Genomic DNA, 14,015 nt, shown 5'->3' with positions numbered 1-14,015 from the left:
TTGGAACGCCTGCCAGCGCGGTTGGAACGTATGGCAGTGCGGGCCGGTCGCGTGCCTCAGCGGCGAAGGCCACTTCCGGGCCCCGGCATATCGTCATGGACGAGCTCTCCCGCGGGGTGGTGGAGAAACTTGATTCCCAAGCGGCAGCTTTCATCAACACCAGCGGCCTGGCCAAGGCCTCTCCCATGGGGATGGGCCTCTACCGGATTGAACCCGTTGGCAAGGTGGGCTCGGTCCGGACCGCGACGGTGCAGCTCGAAGTCCGTCCCAAGGACCGCCTGGGCCTCAGCCGGCTCCTTTTCCTGCTTAGTTACGCTGGAGACCAAGGTTTTCGAGACCATTCCGTGGAGGCCGTGGAGCACCCGGATCTGTGGAGTGCGCTGGCGGAGTCACTGGCCCGGTTGGCTGATAAAGCCTTAGGCCGTGGCGTCCTGCAGGGCTATTTGACCGTTGAGGAGTCCCTGCGTACGGTCAAGGGCCGCATCCGCATCTCGGACCAGATTTCCCGACGCCCCGGAATGATGGTGCCGTTGGAGGTCTCCTACGACGAGTTCACGGAGGATATTGCGGAGAACCGTATCCTCCGCGCTGCGTTGGAGCGCATGGGCAAGGTTCCCGGGGTGCGGCCGGATGTCCTGAGCCGGCTGCGGCAGCTCAAGGGAAAGCTCGACGCCGTCACGCGGCTTCAGTCCGGAGCGCCGCTGCCGTCGTGGCAGGCCAGCAGAATGAACCTTAGGTATCACCCCGTGCTGCGCCTGTCCGAGGTAATTCTGCGCAATGCCTCAGCCGAGGCCGGCGAGGGCAAGCAACAGACCGCCTCGTTCGTGGTGGACATGGGCGAAGTGTTCGAAGAGTTCGTGGGCACCGCCCTGAGGTCGGCCATGAGTGCACATCCGGGGGAGATGCGCCTGCAGTTCGGGGCGCTGCTCAACGAGGCCGTCAGGGACTCGGACCGCCTGACGGTACGTCCTGACGCTGTCCACTTCCTGGGTGGCCGCCCCGTGGTGGTCTATGACTCGAAATACCAAGCAGCTTCCGACGCCGGCGCCTCCTTGAGTGCCGACCACTACCAGTTGCTGGCGTACTGCACGGCCCTTAGGGTTCCCACAGCATGGCTCGTCTACGCAGGGGCGGGGGAAATGAAGCTTCGCCGCATCCTCAACACTGACATCGACATTGTGGAGTATCCGTTGGACCTGTCCTTGCCGCCAGCGGAAATCCTGGCCGCAGTGGCTGACCTTGCCGAACAATCGTGGGGCGAAGTAGTACGCCAAGCTGTGGCGGGCCGGCCGGCGTCGGACTAGCCTGATAACTGAATCTTCACGGAGGAGGCATCATGGGCCGCAAGAAATCGTGGCGCGATATGACCAAAGGCCAACGGATCATGCTGTTGGCCAGTGGAGCGGTAAATATGGCTTTGTTGGGCGCGGCGCAGAGAAGCATCGGCAAGACTCCGGACGAACAGATCAGGGGCAAGAAGGCGATCTGGCGCGGAGTCTCCTTCATCAACTTCTTCGGGCCGGTCAGCTACTTCCTGTTCGGTCGCCGTCGGGATGCAGGGAGCCGTGATTCGGGGAGCGTTGGTTCGGGGACGGGCGCGCCGGTAACCAAAGTCTGAGGTTCAGGCGGGCATCTTGACGGTGAAAGTGGTGCCCCGGCCCGGTTCGCTTTCCAGCGTGATGGTTCCGCCGTGCGCTTCAACAATGGCTTTGCTGATGGGTAGCCCAAGCCCGACGCCGGGAATGGTGCTGTTGCGGACGCCGCCGGCGCGGAAGAATTTGGTGAAAGCCTCTGCCTGTTCCTCTTCGTTCATCCCCATGCCGGTGTCCGTGACGCGGCAGAAAACAAAGTCCTGGTCTTCCCAGGCCGCTACTTCCACGTCGCCGCCGTCGGGAGAGTATTTGATGGCGTTGGATACCAGGTTGTCCAGCACCTGCGCGATCCGTGACGAGTCCACGTGGGCTTCCAACGCGTCCGGGAGATCCATGGAGAGCCGGATGCCGGCCTTCGCCGCGCGTGGTTCGGCAGAAGTGACGCTTCCCCGCACCAGTTCGGCGACGTCCACGGCGTGCGGCTGAATGACGATCTGGCCCGAGCGCACAGCCAACAAATCCGAGACCAGGGTCAGTAGCCGCTCAGCGTTGCGCCTGACGATGTCGAGTTGTTTGCGGGCCCGGGCATCGAGGGCGTCGGGCTCGTCCAGGATCAGTTCCACATAGCCAAGGATGGACGTCAATGGGGTGCGGAATTCGTGGGAGACATTGGCAACAAAGTCGTCCTTTGCGGCCAAGGCGTTCACCAGGTCCGTGACGTCGCTGAAGACCACCACCGAGCCGGCGAACTTCCCGGCGTCGTCCACCATGGGTCGTGCACTCGCGGTGAAGGCACGTTGATCGCTTCCCGGCCCCAACCACACCAACTGGTCGGTGAACCTTTCTCCCAGGACAGCGCGACGCACGGGTCGGCGGTCTGCGGGGAGGGGGGTAGTCCTGTCCGTATCGAAGATCAGCAACTGGGATTCGTTGGGATCGTCAATGTCCGCGGGAGTGGCCAAGGTATGTGTTTGGCGCTGGCGACGGTTCATGAGGATGTCATGCCCGTCTCCATCAACAGCCACTACGCCCAGTGGAAGGGCTTCCATGACGGTGTTGAGGAGCCGCTCTTGCTTGGTACTGACGCCCAATGCTTCCTTGAGTGCCTCGTCCTTCTCCTCCAAGGCGCGTTGCTGACGCACCATGCTGAGCGTCAGGACGCTGACGGACACTCCGATTCCCAGCATGAGGATGGGGAACAGGAGCGGTTTGGTGAAGTCCTGTTCGCTGAGTGTCCCCCGTACGAACAGGGGCACCCAGACGATGCCTAGTGGTCCCAGGAAGGACATGACAATGGCGAGCTTCGGGTACAACCCTGATGCACACAGCCAGATAACCGGCAGCACCACAAGGACACTGAGGCCGGTGATGGATTCCACCGCGCCTTCACGGGCGAATCCGATGGAGACCATGTCCAGGATGGGGATGCTGAGGAAGCTGGCGAAGGGAAGCCGGTGCCACGGCACAATGATGCAAAGGGCCAGCAGGAGTGCCTGGCTCAGCAGGAAAATGAGGAACAGCGGATTCTCAAGTGTGGCAGGGAAATAAAGCCAGACGAGGATGGCCGAAATGCAGACACACACAGACAACGGCAGTTGGCTGAGGACAACGCGCATACGCAGGGTATGTTCATGGAAAGAGCGCCTGAAAACCAACAATTTCTTCTTTTCACCAATATCCCAAGTCGAAGGGTGGGTCATGGCACATCCACCAAAGATGCGGAAGAAAGTCGGTTCATGAGATCAGCCTAACCATAATGGATATACTTCTGAGGTTATCGAAGGGGCTGAGGGGCAGCGATGAGTGAAGCACGTGTGGGGCTGGTCATTGAAGATGACCAGGATATCCGCGAATTGGTACGCGTAGTTCTATCCCAGGCGGGGTTTGATGTACATGTCGCGTCCACGGGATCCGCAGGTGTGACATCGGCCCGCGAGCTGAATCCGGACGTTATTACGTTGGATCTCGGCCTTCCCGATATTGATGGGTTTGAGGTAGCACGCCAGATCCGGAAATCCTCCGACGCTTACATCATTATGTTGACCGCACGCGCCGAAGAGCTGGACACCCTCATGGGCTTGGAAGCCGGCGGAGATGACTACCTCACCAAACCTTTCCGTCCGCGGGAACTGCGCGCCCGTGTTGAAGCGATGATGCGACGGCCGCGCGCGTCGTCGGAATCGAAGAGTGCGCCGGAAGAAGTTGACCCCGAAGTAAGCCACAACGGCCTGGCAGTCTCTGCCGGTTCACGTACCGCGGTCCTGAACGGCACCGAGCTCAAGCTGACCCGCACGGAGTTCGACCTCCTGCTCGCGCTGCTGGAGACCGGACGGATCGTGCGGACCAAGGCAGACCTCGCGCGCCGCCTCCGCAACGAACCGTACGACGTCGGTAGTTACGTCAGCGACGCAGACGAGCGTGCCGTTGAGGTACACATGGGGAATCTGCGCAAGAAACTTGGCGACAGCATCCAGGCGCCGCGCTGGCTTGAGACCGTGCGCGGCGTGGGCTACCGGCTGGCGCCCTCAAACAACAACTAAGCGCTTCAAACAAACTAAGCGCCTCAAACAAACTAAGCGCCTCAAACAGCCGCTGGCGTCGGCTACGGGATCGGGGCTTGCAGCTCGCGGATTGTCTCCGGGACGAAATGGTCGATTTCGTCCACCTGAGTGCTGAGCTCACGCAAATGCGTCGCGTTCGGCAGCAGCCTGATGCTGATTTCCAGTTCCGTGGCCAGCCGATTCATGCAGATGGCGCCCACCATGTGGCTGGAGGTCTTCAGGCTAAGGACCGCGTCCATGGCGTCTTCAATGTCGAGTTTTTCCAAGGCCTGGTGAAGCCGGTCCACCCGCCACGGCAGCAGCTCCACGTAGTTGCGCACGAAGGTACTGATGATGGCTGGGTCGCCGCCAAGCTCGGCTTGGAGTTCGGTGAGGACGGTGTGATCCACCAGGGCGTCGGTGCACTCGTCATACTCAGACACCAAACCCCTCCCGCCTCCAAACAATAGATTCACGATTCAACAGTAGAACCCGTGGAACTTCCGCAGCACCATAAACCCAAAGATTGATCCAATCTTGAGCGGACTCAGAGCCACTCTTGATTTCTTCCCCACAAAGTAGTGGAAAGCAGATCTGGGCGTTCCCAGGCTGAATCAGGGAACGGGAAACAACATGGAAAGTGGTGCTCGCCCGTCACCGGGCCTCATGCTCATCATCGTGGTCTGCATGACTGTCCTGCTGGGCATTGGCGGGTCGGCTGCCTTCGCCCTGTGGCAGCAGAGTTCCCAGACGTCTGTGACCGATCGGTCCGTGGAGTCCGCGCCGACCACCACTGCGCCCGCCAGTACGACTGCGCCCTAATCCACCGCTCCCGTTAGTCCACCGCTCCCGTTAGTCCACCGCAGATCCCAAGAACGACGTGAGCCGGTCCTCAAGCTCGGACCTGTCCTTCAGCTGGCACTCCCACACCGTGAGCGCCTCCCAGCCGGCGGCCTGCAACTGTTCCCTCTGCGCCGCGTCCCTTTCGCGGGTTCGTGATCGCTTGGCTTCCCGGAATTCCGCGTTCGCTGCCGGGGAGTGCTGCCCGGCTTTGCAGTCATGGAAGTGCCAGAAGCAGCCGTTGACGAAAATGACCTTGCGCCGGCCTGCGAACACCAGGTCCGGGCGGCCCGGTAGTTTTGCCGCTCCGGACTGACCGTGAAGGCGGTACCGGTAGCCTTTCGCATGCAGCAGCTTGCGGACCAGCAACTCTGGTTTGGTGTTCTTCCCGCGGATTTTGGACATGTTGCGGCTGCGCTGCTCACGCGTCAGACGGTCCCGGCTCTCGGCCATGCATCCAGCGTACCCAGGTGGGACACCGCCTTTCCGTGCCGGGAACACTCTGCCGTCCACCCCAACGGCGTGACTTGCACTTTCATGCGTCGGCGGCACTGCGGGCAAAAGCGAGGCGGCTCCATTGCCAGGTGCTGCAGGCAGCTGTGGTGAGGGTCCGACGTCGGGCCGTCACCGCCGGCCTCGATGTCACCGCCGGCCTGGATGTCACCGCCGCAGTGCCCGCAATACTGCTGGGAGGCATCAATGCTCACAGTGACTTCTGGAATTCCTTGATGGGCATATTGAGCTCCACCAGCAGGTTCAGGTCAGCATTCGCGGGTCGGCCCAGCGTGGTGAGGTAGTTGCCGACAATGACGGCGTTGATGCCGCCCAGCAGTCCTTCGCGGGTGCCGAGGTCGCCCAAAGTTAGTTCACGCCCGCCGGCATAACGCAGCACGGTACGCGGCATTGCGAGCCGGAACGCGGCGATGGCACGGAGGGCGTCTTTGCCGTCCATGATGCCTTGGTTCTCCAGCGGTGTGCCGGGGCGCGGGTTCAGGAAGTTCAGTGGAACCTCGTGAGGTTCAAGGGCGGCGAGCTGGGCGGCTAGTTCGGCACGTTGCGCCAACGATTCGCCCATGCCTATCAGCGCACCACAGCACAGTTCCATCCCGGCAGCCTTCACCATGGCGCAGGTTTCCAGGCGTTCCTCGTAACTGTGCGTGGTGACGACTTGGGGGAAGTAGCTGCGGGCCGTTTCCAGGTTGTGGTTGTAGCGGTGCACGCCCCACTCAGCCAACTGGTCCACTTGCCGTTGCGTGAGCATGCCCAGGGAGCACGCGATGTTGATGTCCACTTCTTCCTTGATGCGGTGGATCGCGAACTTGATCTGGTTCATGAGCTTGATGTCCGGGCCCCGGACGGCGGCCACAATGCAGAACTCCGTGGCTCCCGTTGCGGCGGTTTCCTTGGCGGCCTTGACCAGCTCAGGGATGTCCAGCCACACACCGCGAACGGGGGAGTCGAACAAGCCGGACTGGCTGCAGAAATGGCAGTCCTCGGGGCAGCCGCCGGTTTTGATGGAGATGATGCCTTCCACTTCCACGTCCTCGCCGCAGTGCTTGAGGCGAACCTCGTGGGCGAGTTGCAGTGCTGCGGGAATGGCGTCGTCCGGGAGCTCCAGGACTTCTTTAAGTTGGAGTTCGTTCAGGCCTTCGCCGCGTTCGAGCACCTGCTGGCGGGCGATGTCCAGGATGGTGTATCCAGCGGTTTCGGGGCTTTCTGGAGGTACTTGGGTAGTCATGCCTTGACGGTATCTGCGCTGGTGAAGGGCGATTTTGTGGGGTGGGCACAAACGCGGGTGGTTGATCTTGGTGCAGAAGTTACAGCTGTGAAACATGGACGTGACTGAATTGACGCGCTGCGTGACTAGCGTCGGGGGCGAGGCAACCTCCCCGACGAAAGCGACGACGAATGAGCGACGACAAGACGAGTACCGCCACACTGGAGCCGACGACGGCGGCAGGCACCGCCGTCGGTATCGGCACCACCGGAACTGGAACTGCAGGCGCTCCCGCAGCAGGCAACGCCGATGCGATGAGCGCTGCGAAGGAGAGCCTGGAGGACTACACGCTCCGGTTCGCTCCGCGCTCCTACCGGAAGTGGAGTGCCGGAGTTGTGGCCACCAGTGCTCTGGGTGGCATCGCGTACCTGGCCGACTTCTCCATCGGTGCGAATATCGGCATTGCCTACGGAACCGTGAACGCGATCTTCGGCATCATCGTGGCCGCGGTGATCATCTTCACCACGGGCTTTCCGCTGGCGTACTACGCTGCGCGGTACAACATCGATCTGGACCTCATCACCCGTGGCTCAGGATTTGGCTACTACGGCTCAGTGGTCACCAACATCATCTTTGCCACGTTTACGTTCATTTTCTTCGCCCTTGAAGGCTCCATCATGGCCCAGGGATTGCAGCTGGGCCTCGGAATTCCGCAGTGGATCGGTTATGCCGTGTCCACCGTCATCATCATTCCGCTGGTGATTTACGGCATGAAGACTTTGGCTACTTTGCAGGTGTGGACTACGCCCCTGTGGTTGCTGCTCATGGTGGTTCCGGTGGGCTACCTGCTTTTGTCCCACCCCGAAAGCATCGAGGCCTTTTTCGCTTTCACGGGCGCTTCCGGCAGCGGCGGACCCAACCTGGCCTCGGTGATGCTGGCCGCAGGTGTTTGCCTGTCCCTGATGGCGCAGATCGCCGAGCAGATCGACTACCTTCGCTTTATGCCGCCCAAGACCGCCGAAAACAAAGGCGCATGGTGGCGCGCAGTGATTCTCGCCGGACCGGGCTGGGTCATCTTCGGCGCCATAAAGCAGATCATTGGCCTGTTCATCGCGATCTACCTCATCGCCAAGCTCAGCCCCGAGGCCGCTTCTTCCGCAAATGAGCCTGTCCACCAGTTCCTGGGCGTGTACGAAGAGATGATGCCGGCGTGGCTTGCCATGACTTTGGCTGTGGTGCTGGTGGTCATTTCGCAGATCAAGATCAACGTCACCAACGCCTACTCCGGCTCACTTGCATGGACCAACTCCTTCACGCGCATCACCAAGACCTACCCGGGCCGCATGGTGTTCGTGGTGGTCAACCTGGTCATCGCGCTGGTCCTGATGGAGTCGAACATGTTCGAGTTCCTCAATACAATCCTGGGTTTCTACGCCAACTGCGCCATGGCCTGGGTTGTCACGGTGGCCTCCGATATCGCGATCAACAAGTACCTGCTGAAGATCTCACCCAAGGTTCCGGAGTTCCGCCGCGGGATGCTCTACGCAGTGAACCCGGTGGGCTTCGTGTCCATGCTCGTCTCTGCGGGGGTGTCCATCGCAATGTTTTTTGGGGCGTTCGGTACAGCTGTCCAGCCGTTCTCGCCCATCTTCGCGGTGGGCCTGGCGCTGGTGCTTCCGCCCGTGCTGGCATTGCTGACCAAGGGCCGGTACTACCTCCGCCGGACTGACGACGGCATTGACCTGCCCATGTTCGACGCCGACGGAAACCCCAGCGATGCCAAGCTTCTCTGCCACGTCACCGGGCTTGAGTTCGAACGCCCGGACATGCTCCGCTCAGCCCAGGACGGGCCCGACGGCGAACCCCGGTACATCTCGTCCCTCGCCTTGTCCACGGATAAGTCGGGCGAGCTGGTGCTGCCCGCCCAGAAATAGCTCCTGCGATCCACTTGGGGCACGCGAACGCCCCGGCTTCCTTTGGGGGAGCCGGGGCGTTTGCTGCGTTTTTTTCGCTCCAAGTGTTGCTCCGGGCCTACGCCCCAAAAACCGTAAGCATGCTTACACTGAAGGCATGGCTGAGGAGACCCGCGACGAAAAAACGGAGCAAACTGACCTTGACGAGGACATCGCCATGGCATTGGTAAACCACGTCATCAACACACCGGACGATTCAGAGGAAACGGATCCAAGGACCAAGTATCCGTCCGAAGAATTCGATCCGCAGACCCAGGACTACCCCGGGTGGACCGAAGCCATGAACCCGCGCCCCGATCACGGCGAACAAAGCTATGTGGGGCATCACCGGATGATGGGCATGCGGGCGCTGATCACAGGGGGTGACAGCGGGATCGGCAGGGCGGTGGCCATTGCCTACGCACGCGAGGGTGCGGATGTCGCGTTCACTTACCTGCCCGAAGAAGAACAGGATGCCGAACAGACCGTCCAGCTCATCGAAGACGCCGGAAGCAGGGCCCTGGCCTTGCCGGGAGATTTGCAGGATGAGGAATTCTGCGAGGAAGTTATTGCCCAGACCGTGGCCGAATTCGACGGGCTCAACGTCCTGGTGAACAATGCAGGCTTCCAGATGACCACGGACGAGGGCATCGGAGACCTCAGTAGCGAACAGTTTGATCGGACCTTCAAGACCAACGTCTATGCGCTTTTCTGGCTCACCAAGGCCGCCTTGCCGCACATGAAGCCCGGCGCCGCAATCATCAACACCTCCTCCATCCAGGGCTACCACCCGAGTCCGTCGTTGATCGACTACGCAGCCACCAAAGCGGCCATTAACAGCATGACCTTCTCTTTGGCCGAGTCACTCGGGCCCAAGGGAATCCGTGTCAACGCCGTGGCGCCCGGTCCCGTGTGGACGCCCCTTCAGCCGCCTACGCAGCCTGCCGAGAAGATCGAAAAGTTCGGCCAGGACACCCCGCTGGGCAGGGCGGGGCAACCTGCCGAACTCGCCGCCACTTACGTTCTGCTGGCCACGGAGGAATCCAGCTACATTTCCGGTTCAGTCATCGGCGTGACCGGCGGAAAGCACCTGGCCTAAGCCGTGGGCTGTGACGAGGGACTGCTTAGGGGCCGGACTGATCAGGGCTTGAGCACCACCTTGATGCAGCCGTCCTGCTTCTTCTGGAACTTCTCGTAGAGGGCGGGTGCCTCATCCAGCCCTCCCGTGTGGGTTACCAGATGCATAACTCCCAGCGGATCGGCGTCGTCCTCTACCAAGGGGAGTAGAGCGTCAGTCCAGCTGCGCACATTGCATTGGCCCATGCGGAGCTGAATTTGCTTGTCGAACATTGTCATGAGCGGCATCGGATCGGCCTGGCCGCCGTAGACGCCACTCAATGAAACCGTCCCGCCGCGTCGCACCAGATCCACGGCTGTATGGAGCGCGGCAAGCCTGTCAACACTCATGGTTTCCATGGCTACCTGCGCCGGCTTGTCCGGGAGTAAGGAGACGGCCTTGTGGAGGAAGGATGCTACCGGGGACCCGTGTGCCTCCATACCCACAGCGTCAACCACGGAGTCAGGGCCCCGGCCGAGCGTTTGCTCACGGATCTCCGCGGCGACATCGGAGCTGTAGTCCATGGTCTCCACGCCATGCGCCTCCGCCATCGCGCGGCGTTCAGGGACCGGATCTACGCCGATCACCCGGAAGCCCTTGTGGACCCCTATCCGAGCCGCGAATTGGCCAACGGGACCCAGCCCGAGCACGGCAAGTGTGCCACCATCCGGTACCTTCGCGTACTCCACCGCCTGCCATGCAGTTGGCAGGATGTCCGAGAGGAACAAGTAGCGCTCATCCGGGGCGTCCGAGTCGATTTTGACGGGTCCGTAATCGGCGAAGGGAACCCGCAGGTATTGCGCCTGCCCACCGGGAACGGAACCGTAGAGCTCGGAATAGCCGAAAAGTGCTGCTCCCGAGCCTTTTGCTGTCACTTGCGTGGTTTCGCATTGCGACTGCAGGCCTTGATTGCACATATAGCAATGACCGCAGGAGATGTTGAATGGCACCACCACACGGTCGCCCTTCTTCAGCCGGTGGACCCCCGAGCCTACTTCTTCCACGATTCCCATGGGCTCATGCCCGATGACATCGCCCTTGTGCATGTAGGGGCCAAGTACTTCGTAGAGGTGGAGGTCGGAGCCGCAAATTGCTGTGGAAGTGATCCGGACAATCGCGTCCGTGGGTTCCTGGATGGAGGGATCGGGGACGTCTTCGACGCCGACTGAGCGCCGGCCTTGCCATGTCACTGCTTTCACGATTGGTTCTCCCTGCATTTCGGCTGGGTGGGTCCCTCGCTGCTGGAGACCCTCCCAGCGAAGCAGAGATGGCACGGGCACACAAGGCCGCCCAGCCTCGACACTGCCCCGGGCGGGGCCTAGATTGAGGCCATGAGCGATGAAACGAACAACCCTGAAGCGACGCCCTCCGACGGACCGGAACCTGAGGTGCCTGCCGGCGTCGAGCACGACGACCAAGCCGCAGGTACGGGCGACTTCACCACCGAACTGGACCCCACCTTCCTCCCTGACGAGAGCACCGAGACGCCGGAGGAGAAGCGGGCAAGGGAGCATCCGGAAGCAACAGGGAGCTGAAACTAGTAAGTACCCTGATTATTAGTGTTAAGATGGTGGTGGAAGAAAGTTTCGGGCTGAGTTGACCGGGGCTGATGAGACTTCCGAGTGGAGCTGCCCGGCTGAGAGCCGGAAATCGTTTCGAGGCGGCCTCATCGGGGTACACCAGACATACCAAGCACAGCGCGGGCCACGAGCGGCGCCCACATAAGCCGCTCACCAGGGAGGTAATGCACATGGATACAGGACAATTGGTACTTATCATCGTGCTGGCCGTCGTCGTCATCGCAGCTGTGATTGTCGCGGTTGTCATAGGGCGCCGCAAAAAAGCCGAAGCCAACCGTCACCGCGCGGAGGAGTTGCGCGAGAAGGCAGCTGAAGAAGCCATCGGTGCACACCAGGCAAAAGCCGAGTCAGCGCAGGCCGAGGCGGCCGCGCTGCAGGCAGAAGTCGAGGCAAACCGGCTCCGCAAGGATGCGGAGCGCCACGCGCACAAGGCTGGTGAAGCCCACGAACGCGTCGAGGAGCATCTTCGCCATGCCGACAAGCTGGACCCGAATTCGAACACGAACAGGTCCAATGCGGATCGACCGGCGGACACGGGCCGCTCGCGGGACACGGACCGCTCGCCGGATGTAGACCGCTCGCGGGACACGGACCGCTCGCCGGACGTAGACCGCGATCGATCCAACCTCGCCGAGGGGGAGCGCCTCACCCGGGACCGCAGCGGACGCGACGGTTCAGCACGCGACGGTTCAGGGCGCGATGGTTCAACGCGCGAGGGTGATAGGAACCTATAGTTTCAGCGGAGAAACGGAGGTAGGGAAGTGAGTATCGTGGTGAGGCGAACAGGTCAGGCGCTGCGCTCCACCGGGTCGAGGCCGAACCGGCACGCAGTCGACGTCGTTCTGGGGCATTTGGGCGAGATCGGACCTGCCGTCGCGGCCCTGCGCCGGGAGTCCTCAAGGCTTGCCGAATGGGGCGAGGAACTGGCCCGTGTCAGGTTGCGTGGTGGGAGTGTCTTCGCAGCGGGCAGCGACGGATCTTCGCATGAAGCGCAAAGGTTCACGTCCGAGCTGAACGCCCATGATCCAGCGGATGGACCCGGCTTCAAGGCCATCTCCATCAAGGGTGCCGACCCTGCAGGAGACGGAGCGGGGGGCAGCATCAGCAGCCAGGTATCGAAGCGGGTACGTCGGGGTGACATTGTGGTCCTGCTCGCTGCGAAAGGCATCACCGACGATCTGCGGGAGGCCGCTGCGGCCGCGAAATCAAACGGCGCGCGTGTGTGGGCGCTTACTGGTAAAGAGTCCAAGGACCTTGCCCAATCGGTCAACGAGGCCATATGCATCGACACCGATCCTCCTCACGCCGAGGAAGCGCACCTTGTCGCCGTGCTGGCTCTGTGCGAGTGCTTCGACGACGCCCTGAAGAACATCGGGCCGGAGTAGCTTACCCAGCTGCTCCTGGTTGCCTGCGCGGCCTTGCGGGGTTCCTGGTAGGCGTGTGTCACTGTGTTGTTCGCGAAGAACACAGTTTTCGCCTACTTCATCCCGCGAATAGCATCCTGTGTGATGTGCGCCTCTTTCGGAATAGTTGCAGACGCCATGCAGTTGGGCAGGATGAACCTGATTCATTCTGAAAGGAACCGCGCATGCTGTTTTCCCCACTGGCCCTCGGCGAACTTGAACTTTCCAACCGACTGGTGATGGCCCCTTTGACCCGTCTTCGCGCAGGTCAGAACGGCGTGCCAGGTTCATTGATTGCTGAGCACTACCGGCAGCGGGCTTCGCTTGGGCTGATCGTCAGTGAAGGAACTTATCCGACACCTGCCGGCCAGTCCTACCCGGGACAGCCGGGACTTGTCACAGAGGAGCAAGTGGAAGGCTGGAAGAAGGTCACCGATGCGGTTCACGCTGAAGGCGGACGCATCTTCGCCCAGGTCATGCACGGTGGCAGGGTCTCCCATGCGGACATCACCGGCGGTAACGAGATCGTGGGCCCCAGCGCCGTCGCCATTGACGGCGAGGTTCGCACTCCCAACGGCAAGCAGCCCTATCCGGTACCGCGTGAACTCCGCACCGACGAACTCCCGGCGGTTATCCAGGAGATTGTCACCGCCTCCAAAAATGCGCTTGAGGCAGGTTTCGACGGCGTTGAGCTCCACTCCGCCAACGGCTACCTGCTGCACGAATTCCTTGCACCCAACTCGAACGTTCGTAGCGACAGCTACGGCGGCTCGCCGGAGAATAGGGCCCGCTTCGTGATCGAGACCGTCAACGCTGTGGTGGAGGCGCTCGGAGCCAACCGCGTGGGCATCCGCATTTCACCCGAGCACAACGTGCAGGGAATCGCCGAAACTGACGCCGCCGATGTCCGGGCAACGTACGAGGTCCTGGTGGACACCATCGCGCCCCTGAACCTGGCCTACTTGAGCATCCTGCACCACGACCCGAAGAGCGCATTGGTGCAGGGTCTCCGTGAGCGTTTCAACGGTACCTTCCTTGTGAACACCGGCTTCAGCGAAATCACCACCCGCGATGAGGCCTTCGCGATCATCGAAGACGGCCTCGCCGACGCCGTGGTGGTGGGCCGCCCCGCCATTGCCAACCCGGATCTCGCCCGCCGCTGGCGTGAAAGCCTCCCACTCAACGAGCCTGACGCTTCCACGTTCTACGCTGACGGCGCCGAGGGTTACACCGACTACCCGTTCTACGCCAACTAAGCCTCGATCCACCGGGCG

General features: G+C 61.7%; 16 protein-coding genes. 10 read left to right on the top strand and 6 right to left on the bottom strand.

From position 1 onward, the window contains the following. Window positions 1-95: 95 nt before the first annotated feature. Entirely contained in the window at window positions 96-1,304 is a 1,209-nt protein-coding gene (locus ACLRGI_RS00075; protein ID WP_419199706.1) for a 5-methylcytosine restriction system specificity protein McrC, read from the top strand. 32 nt (window positions 1,305-1,336) lie between these two features. Further along, window positions 1,337-1,618 (top strand): PLDc N-terminal domain-containing protein, encoded by a 282-nt coding sequence (locus ACLRGI_RS00070; protein WP_419199705.1) that lies wholly within the window; start codon window positions 1,337-1,339, stop codon window positions 1,616-1,618. Window positions 1,619-1,621: 3 nt separating this feature from the next. Here ACLRGI_RS00070 and ACLRGI_RS00065 read toward each other — a convergent pair whose 3' ends face one another. Beyond that, entirely contained in the window at window positions 1,622-3,292 is a 1,671-nt protein-coding gene (locus ACLRGI_RS00065; protein ID WP_419199704.1) for a sensor histidine kinase, read from the bottom strand. Window positions 3,293-3,391: 99 nt separating this feature from the next. Here ACLRGI_RS00065 and ACLRGI_RS00060 point away from each other — a divergent pair, with 99 nt between their 5' ends. Next, a complete protein-coding gene (locus ACLRGI_RS00060; RefSeq protein ID WP_419199703.1) occupies window positions 3,392-4,132 on the top strand; it encodes a response regulator transcription factor in 741 nt (246 codons plus the stop codon). A gap of 62 nt (window positions 4,133-4,194) precedes the next feature. Here ACLRGI_RS00060 and ACLRGI_RS00055 read toward each other — a convergent pair whose 3' ends face one another. After that, window positions 4,195-4,575 carry an Hpt domain-containing protein gene (locus ACLRGI_RS00055; RefSeq protein WP_419199702.1) on the bottom strand — a complete coding sequence of 127 codons (381 nt, stop codon included), beginning with the start codon at window positions 4,573-4,575 and terminating at the stop codon, window positions 4,195-4,197. A gap of 190 nt (window positions 4,576-4,765) precedes the next feature. Here ACLRGI_RS00055 and ACLRGI_RS00050 point away from each other — a divergent pair, with 190 nt between their 5' ends. Next, window positions 4,766-4,954 (top strand): hypothetical protein, encoded by a 189-nt coding sequence (locus tag ACLRGI_RS00050; protein WP_419199701.1) that lies wholly within the window; start codon window positions 4,766-4,768, stop codon window positions 4,952-4,954. A gap of 30 nt (window positions 4,955-4,984) precedes the next feature. Here ACLRGI_RS00050 and ACLRGI_RS00045 read toward each other — a convergent pair whose 3' ends face one another. Genes ACLRGI_RS00045 through bioB form a run of 3 tightly spaced genes read right to left on the bottom strand, consistent with a single transcriptional unit; the run spans window position 4,985 to window position 6,710 of the window. Next, window positions 4,985-5,425, bottom strand: coding sequence for a very short patch repair endonuclease (locus ACLRGI_RS00045; protein ID WP_419199700.1), 441 nt, complete (start codon window positions 5,423-5,425; stop codon window positions 4,985-4,987). Continuing rightward, window positions 5,401-5,679, bottom strand: a complete 279-nt coding sequence (gene bsaP, locus ACLRGI_RS23405; RefSeq protein WP_503409098.1) for a biotin synthase auxiliary protein BsaP — start codon at window positions 5,677-5,679, stop codon at window positions 5,401-5,403. The genes ACLRGI_RS00045 and bsaP overlap by 25 nt, the downstream gene beginning before the upstream one ends. Next, window positions 5,676-6,710, bottom strand: coding sequence for a biotin synthase BioB (bioB, locus tag ACLRGI_RS00040; protein ID WP_419199699.1), 1,035 nt, complete (start codon window positions 6,708-6,710; stop codon window positions 5,676-5,678). The genes bsaP and bioB overlap by 4 nt, the downstream gene beginning before the upstream one ends. A 170-nt stretch (window positions 6,711-6,880) precedes the next feature. Between bioB and ACLRGI_RS00035 the strand changes: the two genes are divergently transcribed. Then, window positions 6,881-8,623, top strand: a complete 1,743-nt coding sequence (locus tag ACLRGI_RS00035) for a purine-cytosine permease family protein (protein WP_419199698.1) — start codon at window positions 6,881-6,883, stop codon at window positions 8,621-8,623. Window positions 8,624-8,759: 136 nt separating this feature from the next. Beyond that, entirely contained in the window at window positions 8,760-9,740 is a 981-nt protein-coding gene (locus ACLRGI_RS00030; RefSeq protein WP_419199697.1) for an SDR family oxidoreductase, read from the top strand. 41 nt (window positions 9,741-9,781) lie between these two features. On the opposite strand, the gene ACLRGI_RS00025 is transcribed toward ACLRGI_RS00030, so the two are convergent. Next, on the bottom strand, window positions 9,782-10,957 hold the full coding sequence (locus ACLRGI_RS00025; RefSeq protein WP_419199696.1) for a zinc-dependent alcohol dehydrogenase: 1,176 nt from the start codon (window positions 10,955-10,957) through the stop codon (window positions 9,782-9,784). A 132-nt stretch (window positions 10,958-11,089) separates the two neighbouring features. Between ACLRGI_RS00025 and ACLRGI_RS00020 the strand changes: the two genes are divergently transcribed. The 4 genes from ACLRGI_RS00020 (at window position 11,090) to ACLRGI_RS00005 (ending at window position 13,997) form a co-directional block, all read left to right on the top strand. Continuing rightward, window positions 11,090-11,293 carry a hypothetical protein gene (locus ACLRGI_RS00020; RefSeq protein ID WP_419199695.1) on the top strand — a complete coding sequence of 68 codons (204 nt, stop codon included), beginning with the start codon at window positions 11,090-11,092 and terminating at the stop codon, window positions 11,291-11,293. 215 nt (window positions 11,294-11,508) lie between these two features. Further along, on the top strand, window positions 11,509-12,072 hold the full coding sequence (locus ACLRGI_RS00015) for a hypothetical protein (RefSeq protein WP_419199694.1): 564 nt from the start codon (window positions 11,509-11,511) through the stop codon (window positions 12,070-12,072). 27 nt (window positions 12,073-12,099) lie between these two features. Beyond that, window positions 12,100-12,723: an SIS domain-containing protein gene (locus ACLRGI_RS00010; RefSeq protein ID WP_419199693.1), complete on the top strand. Its 624-nt coding sequence runs from the start codon at window positions 12,100-12,102 to the stop codon at window positions 12,721-12,723. A gap of 203 nt (window positions 12,724-12,926) precedes the next feature. After that, window positions 12,927-13,997 (top strand): alkene reductase, encoded by a 1,071-nt coding sequence (locus ACLRGI_RS00005; protein ID WP_419199692.1) that lies wholly within the window; start codon window positions 12,927-12,929, stop codon window positions 13,995-13,997. The last annotated feature ends 18 nt before the right edge of the window (window positions 13,998-14,015 follow it).

The organism is Paenarthrobacter sp. PPS72 (assembly GCF_048537125.1).
Classification (GTDB): domain Bacteria; phylum Actinomycetota; class Actinomycetes; order Actinomycetales; family Micrococcaceae; genus Arthrobacter; species Arthrobacter nitroguajacolicus_E.
The sequence above is the reverse complement of the archived record's forward strand: the minus strand, read 5'-3'. Positions and strand labels throughout refer to the sequence as shown.

Excerpts from the sequence above, each read along its gene's own strand:
- ACLRGI_RS00075 (WP_419199706.1), top strand. The coding sequence starts at position 96 with ATGGACGAGCTCTCCCGCGGGGTGGTGGAGAAACTTGATTCCCAAGCG.
- ACLRGI_RS00070 (WP_419199705.1), top strand. The coding sequence starts at position 1,337 with ATGGGCCGCAAGAAATCGTGGCGCGATATGACCAAAGGCCAACGGATC.
- ACLRGI_RS00065 (WP_419199704.1), bottom strand. The coding sequence starts at position 3,292 with ATGACCCACCCTTCGACTTGGGATATTGGTGAAAAGAAGAAATTGTTG.
- ACLRGI_RS00060 (WP_419199703.1), top strand. The coding sequence starts at position 3,392 with ATGAGTGAAGCACGTGTGGGGCTGGTCATTGAAGATGACCAGGATATC.
- ACLRGI_RS00050 (WP_419199701.1), top strand. The coding sequence starts at position 4,766 with ATGGAAAGTGGTGCTCGCCCGTCACCGGGCCTCATGCTCATCATCGTG.
- ACLRGI_RS00045 (WP_419199700.1), bottom strand. The coding sequence starts at position 5,425 with ATGGCCGAGAGCCGGGACCGTCTGACGCGTGAGCAGCGCAGCCGCAAC.
- bioB (WP_419199699.1), bottom strand. The coding sequence starts at position 6,710 with ATGACTACCCAAGTACCTCCAGAAAGCCCCGAAACCGCTGGATACACC.
- ACLRGI_RS00035 (WP_419199698.1), top strand. The coding sequence starts at position 6,881 with ATGAGCGACGACAAGACGAGTACCGCCACACTGGAGCCGACGACGGCG.
- ACLRGI_RS00030 (WP_419199697.1), top strand. The coding sequence starts at position 8,760 with ATGGCTGAGGAGACCCGCGACGAAAAAACGGAGCAAACTGACCTTGAC.
- ACLRGI_RS00020 (WP_419199695.1), top strand. The coding sequence starts at position 11,090 with ATGAGCGATGAAACGAACAACCCTGAAGCGACGCCCTCCGACGGACCG.
- ACLRGI_RS00015 (WP_419199694.1), top strand. The coding sequence starts at position 11,509 with ATGGATACAGGACAATTGGTACTTATCATCGTGCTGGCCGTCGTCGTC.
- ACLRGI_RS00005 (WP_419199692.1), top strand. The coding sequence starts at position 12,927 with ATGCTGTTTTCCCCACTGGCCCTCGGCGAACTTGAACTTTCCAACCGA.